The sequence below is a fragment of the Mesobaculum littorinae genome (assembly GCF_004011175.1).
In the GTDB taxonomy this organism is placed as follows: Bacteria; Pseudomonadota; Alphaproteobacteria; order Rhodobacterales; family Rhodobacteraceae; genus Tranquillimonas; species Tranquillimonas littorinae.
The window spans coordinates 58,699-71,365 of record NZ_RQXX01000006.1 but is presented as its reverse complement, the minus strand read 5'-3'; the positions used below and the strand labels follow the sequence as shown (position 1 = coordinate 71,365).

11 protein-coding genes are annotated in these 12,667 nt (G+C 70.1%); 8 read left to right on the top strand and 3 right to left on the bottom strand.

Features of this window, described 5'->3' with window-relative positions; genetic code table 11:
- The first annotated feature begins 5 nt into the window (after positions 1 to 5).
- Complete coding sequence (locus EKE94_RS15310) at positions 6 to 635, top strand: hypothetical protein (protein ID WP_127907506.1); 630 nt, start codon at positions 6 to 8, stop codon at positions 633 to 635.
- Positions 635 to 886, top strand: coding sequence for a hypothetical protein (locus EKE94_RS15305; RefSeq protein WP_127907505.1), 252 nt, complete (start codon positions 635 to 637; stop codon positions 884 to 886). Before EKE94_RS15310 ends, EKE94_RS15305 begins: the two co-directional genes overlap by 1 nt.
- Before the next feature lie 121 nt (positions 887 to 1,007).
- On the opposite strand, the gene EKE94_RS15300 is transcribed toward EKE94_RS15305, so the two are convergent.
- The gene (locus EKE94_RS15300; protein ID WP_127907504.1) at positions 1,008 to 1,418 is read right to left on the bottom strand and encodes a MerR family transcriptional regulator; all 411 of its coding nucleotides are present in this window, start codon (positions 1,416 to 1,418) and stop codon (positions 1,008 to 1,010) included.
- Between the two features lie 103 nt (positions 1,419 to 1,521).
- On the opposite strand from EKE94_RS15300, the gene EKE94_RS15295 reads away from it, so the two are divergent.
- Complete coding sequence (locus EKE94_RS15295) at positions 1,522 to 2,484, top strand: cation diffusion facilitator family transporter (protein ID WP_127907503.1); 963 nt, start codon at positions 1,522 to 1,524, stop codon at positions 2,482 to 2,484.
- A gap of 151 nt (positions 2,485 to 2,635) precedes the next feature.
- On the opposite strand, the gene EKE94_RS15290 is transcribed toward EKE94_RS15295, so the two are convergent.
- Positions 2,636 to 3,220, bottom strand: a complete 585-nt coding sequence (locus EKE94_RS15290) for a DUF1285 domain-containing protein (RefSeq protein ID WP_127907502.1) — start codon at positions 3,218 to 3,220, stop codon at positions 2,636 to 2,638.
- A 76-nt stretch (positions 3,221 to 3,296) separates the two neighbouring features.
- Here EKE94_RS15290 and EKE94_RS15285 point away from each other — a divergent pair, with 76 nt between their 5' ends.
- The 4 genes from EKE94_RS15285 to EKE94_RS15270 all read left to right on the top strand — a co-directional run bounded on the left by EKE94_RS15285 (position 3,297) and on the right by EKE94_RS15270 (position 10,255).
- The gene (locus tag EKE94_RS15285) at positions 3,297 to 4,340 is read left to right on the top strand and encodes an AAA family ATPase (protein WP_206615096.1); all 1,044 of its coding nucleotides are present in this window, start codon (positions 3,297 to 3,299) and stop codon (positions 4,338 to 4,340) included.
- Positions 4,337 to 5,212, top strand: a complete 876-nt coding sequence (locus tag EKE94_RS15280) for a DUF58 domain-containing protein (protein WP_127907501.1) — start codon at positions 4,337 to 4,339, stop codon at positions 5,210 to 5,212. The genes EKE94_RS15285 and EKE94_RS15280 overlap by 4 nt, the downstream gene beginning before the upstream one ends.
- Before the next feature lie 2 nt (positions 5,213 to 5,214).
- Positions 5,215 to 8,079 carry a DUF4159 domain-containing protein gene (locus EKE94_RS15275; RefSeq protein ID WP_127907619.1) on the top strand — a complete coding sequence of 955 codons (2,865 nt, stop codon included), beginning with the start codon at positions 5,215 to 5,217 and terminating at the stop codon, positions 8,077 to 8,079.
- A gap of 112 nt (positions 8,080 to 8,191) precedes the next feature.
- Entirely contained in the window at positions 8,192 to 10,255 is a 2,064-nt protein-coding gene (locus EKE94_RS15270; RefSeq protein WP_127907500.1) for a hypothetical protein, read from the top strand.
- 9 nt (positions 10,256 to 10,264) lie between these two features.
- On the opposite strand, the gene EKE94_RS15265 is transcribed toward EKE94_RS15270, so the two are convergent.
- Entirely contained in the window at positions 10,265 to 10,864 is a 600-nt protein-coding gene (locus EKE94_RS15265) for a MarR family winged helix-turn-helix transcriptional regulator (protein WP_127907499.1), read from the bottom strand.
- 185 nt (positions 10,865 to 11,049) lie between these two features.
- Between EKE94_RS15265 and EKE94_RS15260 the strand changes: the two genes are divergently transcribed.
- Complete coding sequence (locus tag EKE94_RS15260; protein WP_127907498.1) at positions 11,050 to 12,639, top strand: MDR family MFS transporter; 1,590 nt, start codon at positions 11,050 to 11,052, stop codon at positions 12,637 to 12,639.
- Positions 12,640 to 12,667: the final 28 nt, after the last annotated feature.

Below are 12,667 nucleotides of genomic sequence, written 5' to 3'. Positions count from 1 at the left end.
GATGAATGACATTGCTCGAAGACTGGATAGCCTACGTCGAAGACCCAACGCTGTTCGATAAATTTCATTTCGAGGGTCTGATGCTTGAACTCGAAACGCCGGACGCTCTTCACAACGCTTTCGATCGGTTGCCGGGAGGACCCCGTTTTGCCGATCGCGTGGCGGAGTTGCGCGCATCGGCCGATTTCAACGGCACCTACCTGCTGCCGCAGACCAAGGAGATTGCCGACGAGGACTACCGCCTCGCGCGGGCCTATCGCGATCATGTCGCGGATTACCTGCGCGGCAAAGGCGACCCTGAGGCAGCTGCGAACGGCAGGGGCGAAGTCAAGGAAATAGCGCATGACGAATATCGAAGACGCAGGAAACAGAAAGAGCTGGGTCTTTCGAACGTCACCTGGGACATCGACGGGGATTTCGTCGCGCCGTTGCTGGCCTTGCCGAGATGGTCCCGCGGCCTCTACGAAGCGACCCTCGCGATGACGACGATACCCGAGGTCACGCGGTTTCTCCTGGCACCGATCGTTCCTTACGAGCTCGACGACCGGCCTGCCGCCGAACTCTGGCTGCGCGGGCACCGGATCGACTTCACCAAAGATCACGATATCCTGCTGATCGTGGGGGGCGGGGGCTGATGGCCAAGGCGACGCAGCTCGGCGACATCGGCTCCGGCCATGAATGCCATTTCCCGCCCACGCCGGCGACCGGCGCGTCGCCGGACGTCTTCGTCAACGGCATCGCGGTGGTGCGGCAGGACGACAGCTATGCCCCGCATGCCTGTCCGACCCGCCCCGCACCATCGCACCCGCGCAGCCTGTCCGGCGGGGCGGCCATGGTCTTCGTCGACGACAAGCGCGGCGGCCGGGTGGGTCGTGCAATCAGCTAAAGGCGACCCCCAAGGCGATGGCGCAGGGCACCCGCGCCACGCCGGTCTCTCCAGTCCGACCTCGACGCCGGGGGGCCGGAGCTCAGGTGCGACTATGCCCGCCGCCCCGTGGCTGCGGCGCTCAGTGTGTGCCGTGGCAGCGCCCGTGGTCGCCCAGGGCTTCGAGAATGCCGCAGGGGCCGGTGCCGTCCGGGTCGCAGGCCCGCGTGATGCGCGAAAGCTCGGCTTCGAGCCTTTGCAGCCGGCTGATCCGCGACCGGACATCGGCCAGGTGCGTGCTGGCGATGGCGTGGGTCGCGTCGCATTGCGCCCCGGTTTCGTTCAGCGACAGAAGCGTGCGGATCGCGTCGAGCGGCAGGCCCAGGTCGCGCGCATGGCGAATGAACTCCAGCCGCTCCAGCCCGGCTAGGCCGAACCGGCGCTGGTTGCCGGACGTCCGGCCCTGCGCCTCGATCAGGCCGATCTGCTCGTAGTAGCGGATCGTCGGCACCTTCACGCCCGTGCGGCGGGACAGATCTCCGATCGACAGCATGGCGATATTTCCCCTTGAACCTCTAGTCGCTGGAGATCCTACATTGCCGCCAAGCGATGAGAAAGGCCCGGGGTCCGGGCCCGCCGAACCGGAGACGCACCGCATGCCGCATGATCATTCCCACCCGCACGGCCATTCCCACGGCCATCACCACGGGCATCATCATCACCACGGGATCGACCCGGGGGCGGGGGATCGCCGGGTTGCGGCCGCGGTGGGGGTGAACCTGCTTCTGACGGTGGCGCAGATCGTCGGCGGCGTCCTCTCGGGCTCGGTCGCGCTGATCGCCGACGCGATCCACAACCTGTCCGACGCGATATCGCTGGTCATCGCCTTTGCCGCGCGCAGGATCGCGCGGCGCCCCGCCGACGGGGGCATGACCTTCGGCTATGCGCGGGCCGAGGTCGTGGCCGCGCTGGTCAACTACACCACGCTGATCGTGATCGGGCTGTACCTGATCTACGAGGCGGCGATGCGGCTGGTCGACCCGCCCGAGGTGCAGGGCTGGACCGTGGTGGCCCTGGCCGCGGTCGCGCTGGTGATCGACCTCGTCACGGTGCTGCTGACCCTTCGCATGGCGAAAACCAGCATGAACATCCGTGCGGCCTTTCTGCACAACCTCGCCGACGCGGCAAGCTCGGTCGCGGTGATCGTCGCGGGCAGCCTGATCCTGCTCTACGACTGGCGGCTGGTCGATCCGCTGGTGACGCTGGGGATCGCCGGTTACATCCTGTGGCACGCGGGCGCCGAGGTGGGGCCGGTGATCCGCCTGCTGATGCTGGGCGCGCCGCCCGACATCGACCGCGAGACGGTGCGCGACGAGATGGCGCAGGTTCCCGGCGTCCTCGGCGTGCACCACGTCCACCTGTGGCAGATCGACGAGGCGCGCGCCTCGGTCGAGGCGCATGTCGTCGTGGCGCCCGAAACCCAGGCGCAGTTCCCGCAGCTGTCACGCGCGATCAAGTCGCGCCTGGCTGACCGCTTCGGCATCACACATTCGACGCTGGAGATGGAGGTGCCGGGCTCGGGCTGCGCCACGCCCGCGCATGCCGCCGAAACAGCCTGAGGGCGCCCGGGGGGCGACGGTTCGTAGGTAGCACCCGGCGTGGTCAAGACAGGACGCAAAACGAAGCGTGGCGTCACGGGCGCAAGCCCGTCAGCCGCGCCCAAACCGGCGACCCCACGCCCGGCGGCGACACGGCCCGGCGGCCTCCGCCTCAGGGCAACTCGGCCGCCGGGATCACCGGGAAGAAAACGCCCCCTGATCGCAGGCCGAACCAGTCGACCCCCTCGTGCGGCGCCGTCTCGCCGATCTCGACCAACCGGTAGAAGCTCTTGCGGTCGATCAGCGCTTCGAGGCCGCGCCGCACCTCGACGTAAGGAGCGGGCTCGCCCGTCTCGGCGTCGCGGACCACGCGGATCGGGTGATCGGGGCCGGCGGTCACCACGTCGCCCACATGGGTGGTGAAGGTGATCGACTGCGCGCCCGCCTCCGCATGCGCTTCGAAATCCACCGCGACGAAGGGGGCATCTTCGACCGTGATGCCGACCTTCTCGACGGGCGTGACCAGGAAATAGGCGTCGCCCTCCTTCTTCAGGATCGACGAGAACAGCCGCACCAGCGGCATCCGGCCGATGGGAGAGCCCTGGTAGAACCACGTCCCGTCCCGCGCGATGTGCATGTCGAGATCGCCGCAGAACGGCGGATCCCACTTGTCGACCGGCGGCAAGCCGCCAGATGACGCGGCACGCGCGCCCTCGGCCAGGCTGTCCGCCGTCGGTTTCACGATGTTTTGTGCCATTCGCCGCTTTAGTCCTCCCCTGTGGCCGCGATAGGTGTACCTTCGTTGGGAATGTAGCGAGCCGCGGAGATCTGTCATGGCCGAAACCGGAACCGGGCCCGCGACGGCCTCCGACATCGACGCCGGCGCCATGGTCGCCGAGATCGAGGCGCTGGGCGAGAAGCTGACGCTGGCGCGCGACAGCATCGCCCGGCGGTTCATCGGCCAGACCGGTGTCGTGGACCTTGTCCTGTCGTCGCTGCTGTGCGGCGGGCATGCCCTGCTGATCGGCCTGCCGGGCCTGGGCAAGACGCGGCTGGTCGACACGCTTTCGACCGTCATGGGGCTGGACGGCGCGCGGATCCAGTTCACGCCTGACCTGATGCCTGCGGATATCCTGGGCTCGGAGGTGCTGGAGACGGCGGCGGACGGCAACCGCGCCTTCCGCTTCATCCAGGGCCCGATCTTCTGCCAGCTTCTGATGGCGGACGAGATCAACCGCGCCAGCCCGCGCACACAGTCGGCGCTGCTGCAGGCGATGCAGGAGAAATCCGTGACCGTCGCCGGGCAGCCGCACGCCCTGGGCCAGCCGTTCCACGTGCTGGCCACCCAGAACCCGATCGAGCAGGAGGGCACCTATCCGCTGCCCGAGGCGCAGCTTGACCGGTTCCTTGTGCAGATCGACGTGCCCTATCCCGACCGCGAGACCGAGCGTGACATCCTGATGGCCACCACCGGCGTCGCGGAAGAGGCCGTGACCCCGGTCTTCACCGCCGCGGAGTTGCTGGCGGCCCAGACCCTGCTGCGGCGGATGCCGGTGGGCGACAGCGTGGTCGAGATGATCCTCGATCTCGTCCGCGCTTGCCGTCCCGACGATCCCACCGCGCCCGAGCCGGTGCGCGCCCACGTGGGCTGGGGCCCCGGGCCGCGCGCGGCGCAGGCGCTGATGATGACGGTGCGGGCGCGGGCGCTGATCGACGGGCGTCTGGCCCCGGGGCCGGACGACGTGGCGGCGCTGGCCGTGCCGGTCCTGACGCACCGCATGGCGCTGACCTTCGCGGCGCGGGCCCGGGGCGAAAGCCTCGCCTCGGTGATCGCCGCCGTGACCGAGGGCGTGACCCGCGCGAAAGCCGCCGCGTGAGCGACCCCGCCCGTCTCAGGGCCGGGGCGGAAACGCTTGCCGGGCCGCTGCCGCCGCTGCTCGCGGATGCCCAGCACCTTGCGCAGACGGTGCTGATCGGCAACCACGGCCGCCGCCGCGCGGGGGCGGGTGACGAATTCTGGCAGTATCGCGCGGCGGTGCCCGGCGATCCGGCGCGCAGCATCGACTGGCGCCGCTCGGGCCGGTCGGACGCGCATTTCGTGCGCGAACGCGAATGGCAGGCGGCGCAATCCGTCCTGCTCTGGGTCGATGCCGGCCGGTCGATGACCTTTTCCAGCGATGCCGCCCTGGCGCGTAAATCCGACCGCGGGCGGCTTCTGGCGATGGCCGCCGCGATCCTGCTGATCCGTGGCGGGGAGCGCGTGGGCCTGTCCGCCCCGGGCCTGCCGCCGCGGTCGGGCGATCTGCAGCTTCTGCGTCTGGCCGATGCGCTGTCGGATGGGGGCGAGGGTGCGGATTACGGTGCGCCCGAGGCGCGCGGCATGCTGCCGCGCAGCCGGGCGCTGTTCGTGTCGGACTACCTGGGCGATCTCGGCGCGACCGAGGCGGCGCTGCTCAAGGCTGCGGACCGGGGCGTCAAGGGCGTCGTGCTGCAGGTGCTCGACCCGCAGGAAGAGGCGTTTCCCTTCGATGGTCGCACCGTGTTCGAATCGATGGGCGGCAGCCTGCGGCACGAAACGCTGAAGGCGGGCGACCTGCGCGACCGCTACCTGCAGCGGCTGGCCGAGCGAAAGGCGCGGCTGGCCGATCTGTGCCGCACGACGGGCTGGCGGTTCCACTGCCACCACACCGGCGAAAGCGCCACCGCCGCGCTGCTGTGGCTTTACCGCGCGCTCGAGGCGCCCTCCTGATGATGCAGATCTTCGGCATAGGGTTCACCGCGCCCTGGCTCTTGCTGGCCCTCGCCGCGCTGCCGCTTCTGTGGCTTTTGCTGCGCGCGGTGCCGCCCGCGCCGGTGCGGCGCCGGTTCCCGGGCGTGGCCCTGCTGCTGGGGCTCGCCGATGCGGAACAGCAAAGCGACAAGACCCCGTGGTGGCTGCTGCTTTTGCGGATGCTGGCGTTGGCGGCTGTGATCATCGGCTTCGCGGGGCCCGTGCTGAACCCGGTGGACGAGGGCGAGGGGACGGGCCCGCTGCTGGTGCTCTTCGACGGCAGCTGGGCCGATGCGCGCGACTGGGATGGCCGCGTCGCCCGGGCCGAGGCCGCGCTGGACGAAGCCGCCGTTTCCGGGCGGCTGGCCGCCGTGGTGTCCCTGACTGACCTGCCGCCCGGGCCGCCGGTCTTCCGCGCCGCCGATGCCGCCGCGCGCGACCTGCCGGGGCTCGCCCCCCGCGCCTGGACCGCAACGGCCCCGGCGGTGACCGACTGGGCCGACACGCTGGACGGCGATTTCGAGACGCTGTGGCTGTCGGATGGCGTCGCGCAGGAGTGGCGCGCGCCGGTTCTGGCAGACCTGCAGGACAGAGGCCCCGTCACCGTGTTCGAAAGCCCGCGCCCGGTCTACCTTCTGCATCCCGCGACCTTTACCGACGGGGCGGTTCGCATGGATGTCCTGCGCGCGCGGACGGACGGCCCGGCCGAGGTCGCGGTCACGGCCCACGGGCTTGACCCGAACGGGGTCGAGCGCGAGCTGGGCCGGGGCATCGCGCGCTTTGCCGACGGCGCCGGCACCGCCCCGGTCGCGCTGGAGTTGCCGCCGGAGCTGCGCAACCGCGTGACCCGGTTCGAGGTCGCGGGCGTGCGGTCGGCCGGCGCGGTCAGCCTGACCGACGACAGCCTCAAGCGGCGCGAGATCGCGCTTCTGGGCAGTGGCGGCAACCGCGAGGGGCTGCGGCTTCTGGCGCCGACGCATTACCTGGAACAGGCGCTTTCACCCAGCGCTGACCTGATCGACGGCCCGATCGAAGAGGTTCTGCTGGCCAATCCCGACGTCATTATCATGGCCGACATCGCCACCGTGACCGCGGCCGAAGAGACAGCTCTGCTCGACTGGATCGACGGCGGTGGGGTGCTTCTGCGCTTTGCCGGTCCGCGCCTCGCCGCGAGCGAGGTCAGCCGCGCCGAAGAGGACCCGCTTTTGCCCGTGCGCCTGCGGTCCGGCGGGCGCAGCGTCGGCGGCGCGATGAGCTGGGGAGAACCCAAGGCGCTTCGGACCTTCGCCGAAGGCTCGCCCTTTGCCGGGCTTGCCGTTCCGGACGACGTGCGCGTGTCGGCGCAGGTGATGGCCCAGCCCGATCCCGGCCTGGCCGACCGTACCATCGCCTCGCTCACCGACGGCACACCGCTCGTCACGCGCAAGCGGATGGGGCAGGGGCAGGTCGTGCTGTTCCATGTCACCGCGACCGCCGAGTGGTCGACACTGCCGATCTCGGGCCTCTTCGTCGAGATGCTGGAACGGCTTGCCATTTCTTCGGCCACGGAACGGCCCGAGCCGGGGGATCTCGAGGGCACGACATGGGTGCCCGACGCGGTGCTGGATGCGCGCGGACGGGTTGTCGATCCGGGGAACCTGCCGGGCCTTCCGGGCGAGGTGCTGGCCAGCGCGCGCCCCGGGCCCGACACCCCGCCGGGGCTTTATGCCGGCGACGACCGGTGGGTCGCGCTGAATGTCGGCGACGGGCAGACCACGCTCGTCCCCACCGCCTGGCCCGACGACGTGACGGTCGAGGGGCTGGAGCTGGGGGACGAGACGCCGCTGCAGGGCCCGATGCTGACCGCCGCGCTGATCCTGCTGGCGCTCGACCTCCTGGCCTCGCTCTGGATCGGCGGACGTCTGGGCGGGCTGCGCCGCAGGGCCGGCGGGGCGGCGGTGATCGCGGTCGCGCTGCTTCTGGCGCTGCCGGGCCCCGGCGCCCGCGCGCAAGGCACGACCGACCCGGCGGGCGGGGCCGGTGCCGCGACCGGTGGCCCCGCGGGCGCCGGGGCCGACACCTCCCCGACCACTGCCCCCGATGCCGCGGCGGATGCCCGCGCGGTCGAGGCGACGTCCGAGGTGGTTCTGGCGCATGTGCTGACCGGTGACGCGCAGGTCGACGCCGTCGCACAGGCGGGGCTGCGTGGCCTGTCGCGCGTGTTGTACGAACGAACCTCGATCGAGCCCGCCGCGCCCATGGGCGTCGATGTCGAAACGGACGAGCTGGCCTTCTATCCCTTTCTCTACTGGCCGGTGACGGCGGATCAGCCGATCCCGTCGGATGCGGCCTATGCGCGGCTCAACACCTACCTGCGGACCGGGGGGATGATCCTGTTCGACACGCGCGACGCCGATGTGGCGGGGTTCGGCAGCGGTACGCCGGCGGGCGACCGGTTGCAGGAGCTGGCCGCGCCGCTGGACATCCCGCCGCTTGAGCCGATCCCGCAGGACCATGTACTGACGCGGGCCTTCTACCTGCTTCAGGACTTTCCCGGCCGCTATGCCGGCCGCGACATCTGGGTCGAGGCCGCGCCGGCCGATGCGCGGCAGGTCGAGGGGATGCCGTTCCGAAACCTCAACGACAACGTGACGCCGGTCGTGATCGGCGGCAACGACTGGGCCGCCGCCTGGGCGCGCGACGAGGGCGGGACATGGATGTTCCCCGTCGGCCGCGGCTTTGCCGGCGAGCGCCAGCGCGAGATCGCGTATCGGTTCGGCGTCAACCTGATGATGCATGTCTTCACCGGCAACTACAAATCCGACCAGGTTCATGTGCCGGCGCTGCTCGACCGGCTGGGCCAGTGAGCCGGGCGCCTCACGTCCCCACCCGGTGCAGGGGGGCTGCCTGCCCCCCGCCTGCCTTGCGGCAGGCCCCCCGGGGAGTATTTCGAAAGAGAAGAAGCAGGGGTAGCGCGCGATGATGCAGGTGATCTACGATCCGCTTCTGCCGTGGGCCGCGATCTGGGCGTCGGCGGCGGGCGTCGTGCTGATCGTGGCCCTGGCGCTGTGGCGGCGTCTTCCGGGATGGTGGCTGCGCGGGCTTGCCGGGGCGGCCCTGCTGGCGGCTCTGGCCAACCCGTCGTTGCAGGACGAGGCGCAGACGCCCCTGTCCGACATCGTCGTCCTGGTGGTCGATGAAAGCGCCAGCCAGACGCTGTCGGACAGGGCCGTGCAGACGGCCCGCGCCATCGACGAGATGGAGCGCGCGATCGCGGGACTGGAGAATACCGAGCTGCGCGTCGTCTCGCTGGGCGATGCGCCCGGGGACGAGGGCACGCTGCTGATGACCGCCCTGTCGGAGGCCGTCGCCGAAGAGCCGCGCGGACGGCTGGCGGGCGCGGTTCTTCTGACCGACGGGCGGCTGCACGATGTGGACCGCGCGCCCGATCTGCCCGCGCCGCTGCATGTGCTGCTGACGGGGCACGAGGATGACTGGGACCGCCGGCTGGTGGTCGAGAACGCCCCTGCCTTCGCCATCCTCGACGAGGAGGTGACGCTGACCCTGCGGATCGAGGACCAGGGTCAGGCACCTGCGGGCGACGGGCTGGTCGAGCTTGACGTCGCCGTCGACGGCGGCGCGGTGCGGCAGGTGCGCGTCCCCGTGGGCGAGGACCTGACGTTGCCCCTGACGCTGACGCATGGCGGCACCAACGTGATCCAGTTCACCACACCCGCCGCCGAGGGCGAACTGACCGACCGCAACAACACGGCTGTCGTGCAGATCAACGGGGTGCGCGACCGTCTCAGCGTGCTTCTGGTGTCGGGCGAGCCGCACCCGGGCGAACGGACATGGCGCAACCTGCTGAAGTCGGATTCAAGCGTCGACCTCGTGCATTTCACCATCCTGCGGCCGCCGGAAAAGCAGGACGGTGTGCCGGTCAGTGAACTGAGCCTGATCGCCTTTCCGACGCGCGAGCTGTTTTTGGACAAGATCGACGAATTCGACCTGATCATCTTTGATCGTTACAAGCGGCGCGGCATCCTGCCCGCGATCTATTTCGACAATATTCGCCGCTATGTCGAAGACGGCGGTGCGGTGCTGATCGCGGCCGGGCCGGACTTTGCCTCGGCGGATTCGATCTATCGCACCCCGCTGGGCCAGATCCTTCCCGCTGCGCCCACGGGCCGGGTGATCGAACGCGGCTACCTGCCCGAACTGGCGCCGCTAGGCGAACGCCACCCGGTGACGGCGGGCCTGCCGGATCTGGCCCCTCCGGGGGCGGAGGGTGCGCCGGGCTGGGGGCGGTGGTTCCGGCAGATCGACCTTGATCCGCGGGCGGGGCAGGTGGTGATGCAGGGCGTCGGCGACCGCCCGCTTCTGGTGCTCGACCGGGTCGGCGAGGGGCGCGTGGCGCTTCTGGGGTCGGACCAGGCGTGGCTGTGGTCGCGCGGGTTCGAGGGCGGCGGGCCACAGCTGGAACTGCTGCGCCGCCTGGCCCACTGGATGATGAAAGAGCCCGAGCTGGACGAAGAGGCGCTGACTGCCACGGCAGAGGGGCAGCGGATGACAGTCACCCGGCGCACCCTGGCCGACGAGGTGGGCGAGCTGGAGATCACCGGCCCCGACGGCAACGTCACCACCGCGCCCCTGCAAGAGGTTGCGCCGGGCCGGTTCCAAGCCGAGGTGACGGGCCCCGAGATCGGGCTTTATCGTCTGTCCGAGGGCGATCAGAGCGCGGTCATCGCGCTGGGCCCGGCCGCGCCGCGGGAATTCGAGGAGACCGTCGCCTCGGGCGCCGCGCTTGAACCTGTCGTGGCGCGCGGGCGCGGCGGGATAGTGCGGCTTGAGGACGGGGTCCCGTCGGTGCGGCAGGTGCGCGAGGGGCGCCCGGCGGCGGGGCGTGGCTGGATCGGGGTGACGCCGCGGCACGCCTATGTCACCTCGGACGTCACGGTCACGCCGCTTGTGCCGGCTTGGCTGTTCTTGGTGCTGGCGGCCGGCCTCAGCCTGGGTGCCTGGATGCGCGAAGGGCGGCGCTAGGGCGCCGGGTCAGGCGTCGGGGGTGTCCAGCGCCTCGCGCACGCTGGCGCGCAGGGCGTCGATGTCGCGCTGCAGGGCGGCCGACCGGTCGTGGTCCAGCGTGTCGGTCCACGAACTGAACCGGGCGAGCAGCGGCACGAAGCGGTTCAGATCCTCGGCGGACCATCCCTGCAGGTATTCGCCCAGCAGGATGTAGCGAAAGCTGCGCACCGCCTCGACCACCGCGCGGCCCTTGGACGACACTTCGATGATCGAGCGCCGCGCGTCGATCTGGCTGACGGCCCGCCGGGCATGGCCCGATCGGATCAGGTCGGCCGTCAGGCGGCTGGCCCGGGACGGGTCGACGCCCAGGCGCTGCGCGACGGTCGAGACCATCACCTCATCCTCGTCATCATCCCCGGGGGCGGTCAGCGCCATCAGGACATCGAGCTGCGGTAGCTCCATCTGGATGCCGAGGGCCGAAAGCGCCCGCTGCGACATCTCGCGTTTCATCACCCGGCGCCGCCAGTACAGCAGGATGGTATCGATCTCCCACACTGCCTCGGCGGTGTCGGCATCGATCCCGGCCCGGGCAAGATGGGCCAGGGCCCGGTTTCTGGTGTCGCTCATTATTGTCCCCGGATGTCTGGATGAGGGTGGTTGGCCCAGGATGGTTGAGACTCGCGGATGCGTGACATTGACATATACATGTTATGCGCACATGTATTGAGGCGACGTCCCGTCTTCAATCGCCGTTATCGTTTCCTGTCCCGCGCGCCTCGGCGCCTCGGGCAGTTTCAGGGTTTCTTGCTGCAATGTCTTCTGTCGCCGATCACGCATCCTCGCCCTATCCTGCCGCGCCCGGCGGCCCACCCGTGTTGTCGTCCGCCGCGACCGAGGCGGGGGCACAGCCGGTCCGGCTGATCCTCGCCGCCGTCGCGACCGTGCTTCTGTGCGCGTCGCTGGGCCAGACGGTCGTGTCGGCCGCGCTGCCGGTGATCGTAACCGATCTGGGCGGCCTGGAACACATGACGTGGCTGATCACGGCGTATCTTCTGGCCTCGACCGTCAGCGCGCCGATTTATGGCAAGCTGGGCGACCTTTTCGGACGAAAGGTCGTAATACAGGCGGGGCTCGTGGTCTTTACCCTCGGGTCGCTTCTCTGCGCGGGGGCGCAGAACATGGGCATGATCGTCGCGGGGCGGGCGGTTCAGGGCCTGGGCGCGGGCGGTCTGATCGTGGTGTCGATGGCCGTGGTGGGGGACATCCTGCCGCCGCGCGACCGCGGCAAGGTGCAGGGCATGCTGGGCGCGGTCTTCGGCCTGTCGACGGTGATCGGGCCGCTGATCGGCGGGCTTCTGGTGCAGACGCTGGGCTGGCATTCGATCTTCTTCGTCAACGTGCCGGTCGCTGTCGTGGCCTTCGTCACGCTTGGGGTCGCGTTGAAGTCCCGCGCCCGGGTTCGACGGCAGATCGATTATGCCGGCGCGGTTCTGATGACCATGTTCCTGTCGGCGACCGTGCTCGTCGCCAATATCGGCGGCTCGACGATGCCCTGGCTGTCGCCCACGGTGCTGGGTCTCGGTGCGGCGGCCCTTGCGGCACTTGCGGGGTTCGTCTGGCGCGAGGCGCATGCGACCGAGCCGGTGATGCCGCTCGCGCTGTTCCGCAACAACAACTTCGTGGTGGTGAACCTCGTGGGCTTCATGGTGGGCGTCGCGATGTTCGGGGCGATCACCTTCGTGCCGCTCTTCATGCAGACGGTGAAGGGGCTCAGCCCCACGGCCTCGGGCATCATGTTGCTGCCGATGATGGTGGGGCTGATCGGGACCTCGGCGCTTGCGGGCCGGGCGATCAGCCGGACGGGCCGCTACAAGCTGTTCCCGATCCTGTCGACGGGGGTGCTGGCCGCCGGCATGGCGCTGATGTCGACGATCGCCGCCGAAACGCCGATCTGGCGGATCGCGATCTATCTTTTCGTGGCAGGTATCGGCATCGGGCCGGTGATGTCCACCGGCGTGACGGCGATCCAGAACGCCGTGCCGGTGTCGATGCTGGGCGTGGGCACGGCCAGCGCCAACATGTTCCGGATGATCGGCGGGTCGATCGGCACCGCGGCCTTCGGCGCCATCTTCGCGATGCGCCTGGCGGACCTGCTGGACGGGCAGCTGCCGGACGAGCTGGCGCAGGGCGGTCTGGGCTCGCTCAGCCCCGCAGTGGTCAACAGCCTGCCCGAGGCCGCGCGCCTGGCCATCACCCACGGGTTTGCCGAGGCGCTGCACCCGATCTTCCAGACGGCCTCGGCGCTGGCGCTGCTGGCCTGCCTGATCTCGCTGGCGCTGCGCGAGCTTCCCCTGAGCACGAGCCTGCCGTCGCGACGGGAGGATACCGGCCAACCCGCTTGACTTTGTCAAGCATCGGCGATGTTATGTA

Excerpts from the sequence above, each read along its gene's own strand:
- EKE94_RS15275 (WP_127907619.1), top strand. The coding sequence starts at position 5,215 with ATGCAGATCTTCGGCATAGGGTTCACCGCGCCCTGGCTCTTGCTGGCC.
- EKE94_RS15265 (WP_127907499.1), bottom strand. The coding sequence starts at position 10,864 with ATGAGCGACACCAGAAACCGGGCCCTGGCCCATCTTGCCCGGGCCGGG.
- EKE94_RS15310 (WP_127907506.1), top strand. The coding sequence starts at position 6 with ATGACATTGCTCGAAGACTGGATAGCCTACGTCGAAGACCCAACGCTG.
- EKE94_RS15285 (WP_206615096.1), top strand. The coding sequence starts at position 3,297 with ATGGCCGAAACCGGAACCGGGCCCGCGACGGCCTCCGACATCGACGCC.
- EKE94_RS15290 (WP_127907502.1), bottom strand. The coding sequence starts at position 3,220 with ATGGCACAAAACATCGTGAAACCGACGGCGGACAGCCTGGCCGAGGGC.
- EKE94_RS15260 (WP_127907498.1), top strand. The coding sequence starts at position 11,050 with ATGTCTTCTGTCGCCGATCACGCATCCTCGCCCTATCCTGCCGCGCCC.
- EKE94_RS15305 (WP_127907505.1), top strand. The coding sequence starts at position 635 with ATGGCCAAGGCGACGCAGCTCGGCGACATCGGCTCCGGCCATGAATGC.
- EKE94_RS15295 (WP_127907503.1), top strand. The coding sequence starts at position 1,522 with ATGCCGCATGATCATTCCCACCCGCACGGCCATTCCCACGGCCATCAC.
- EKE94_RS15270 (WP_127907500.1), top strand. The coding sequence starts at position 8,192 with ATGATGCAGGTGATCTACGATCCGCTTCTGCCGTGGGCCGCGATCTGG.
- EKE94_RS15300 (WP_127907504.1), bottom strand. The coding sequence starts at position 1,418 with ATGCTGTCGATCGGAGATCTGTCCCGCCGCACGGGCGTGAAGGTGCCG.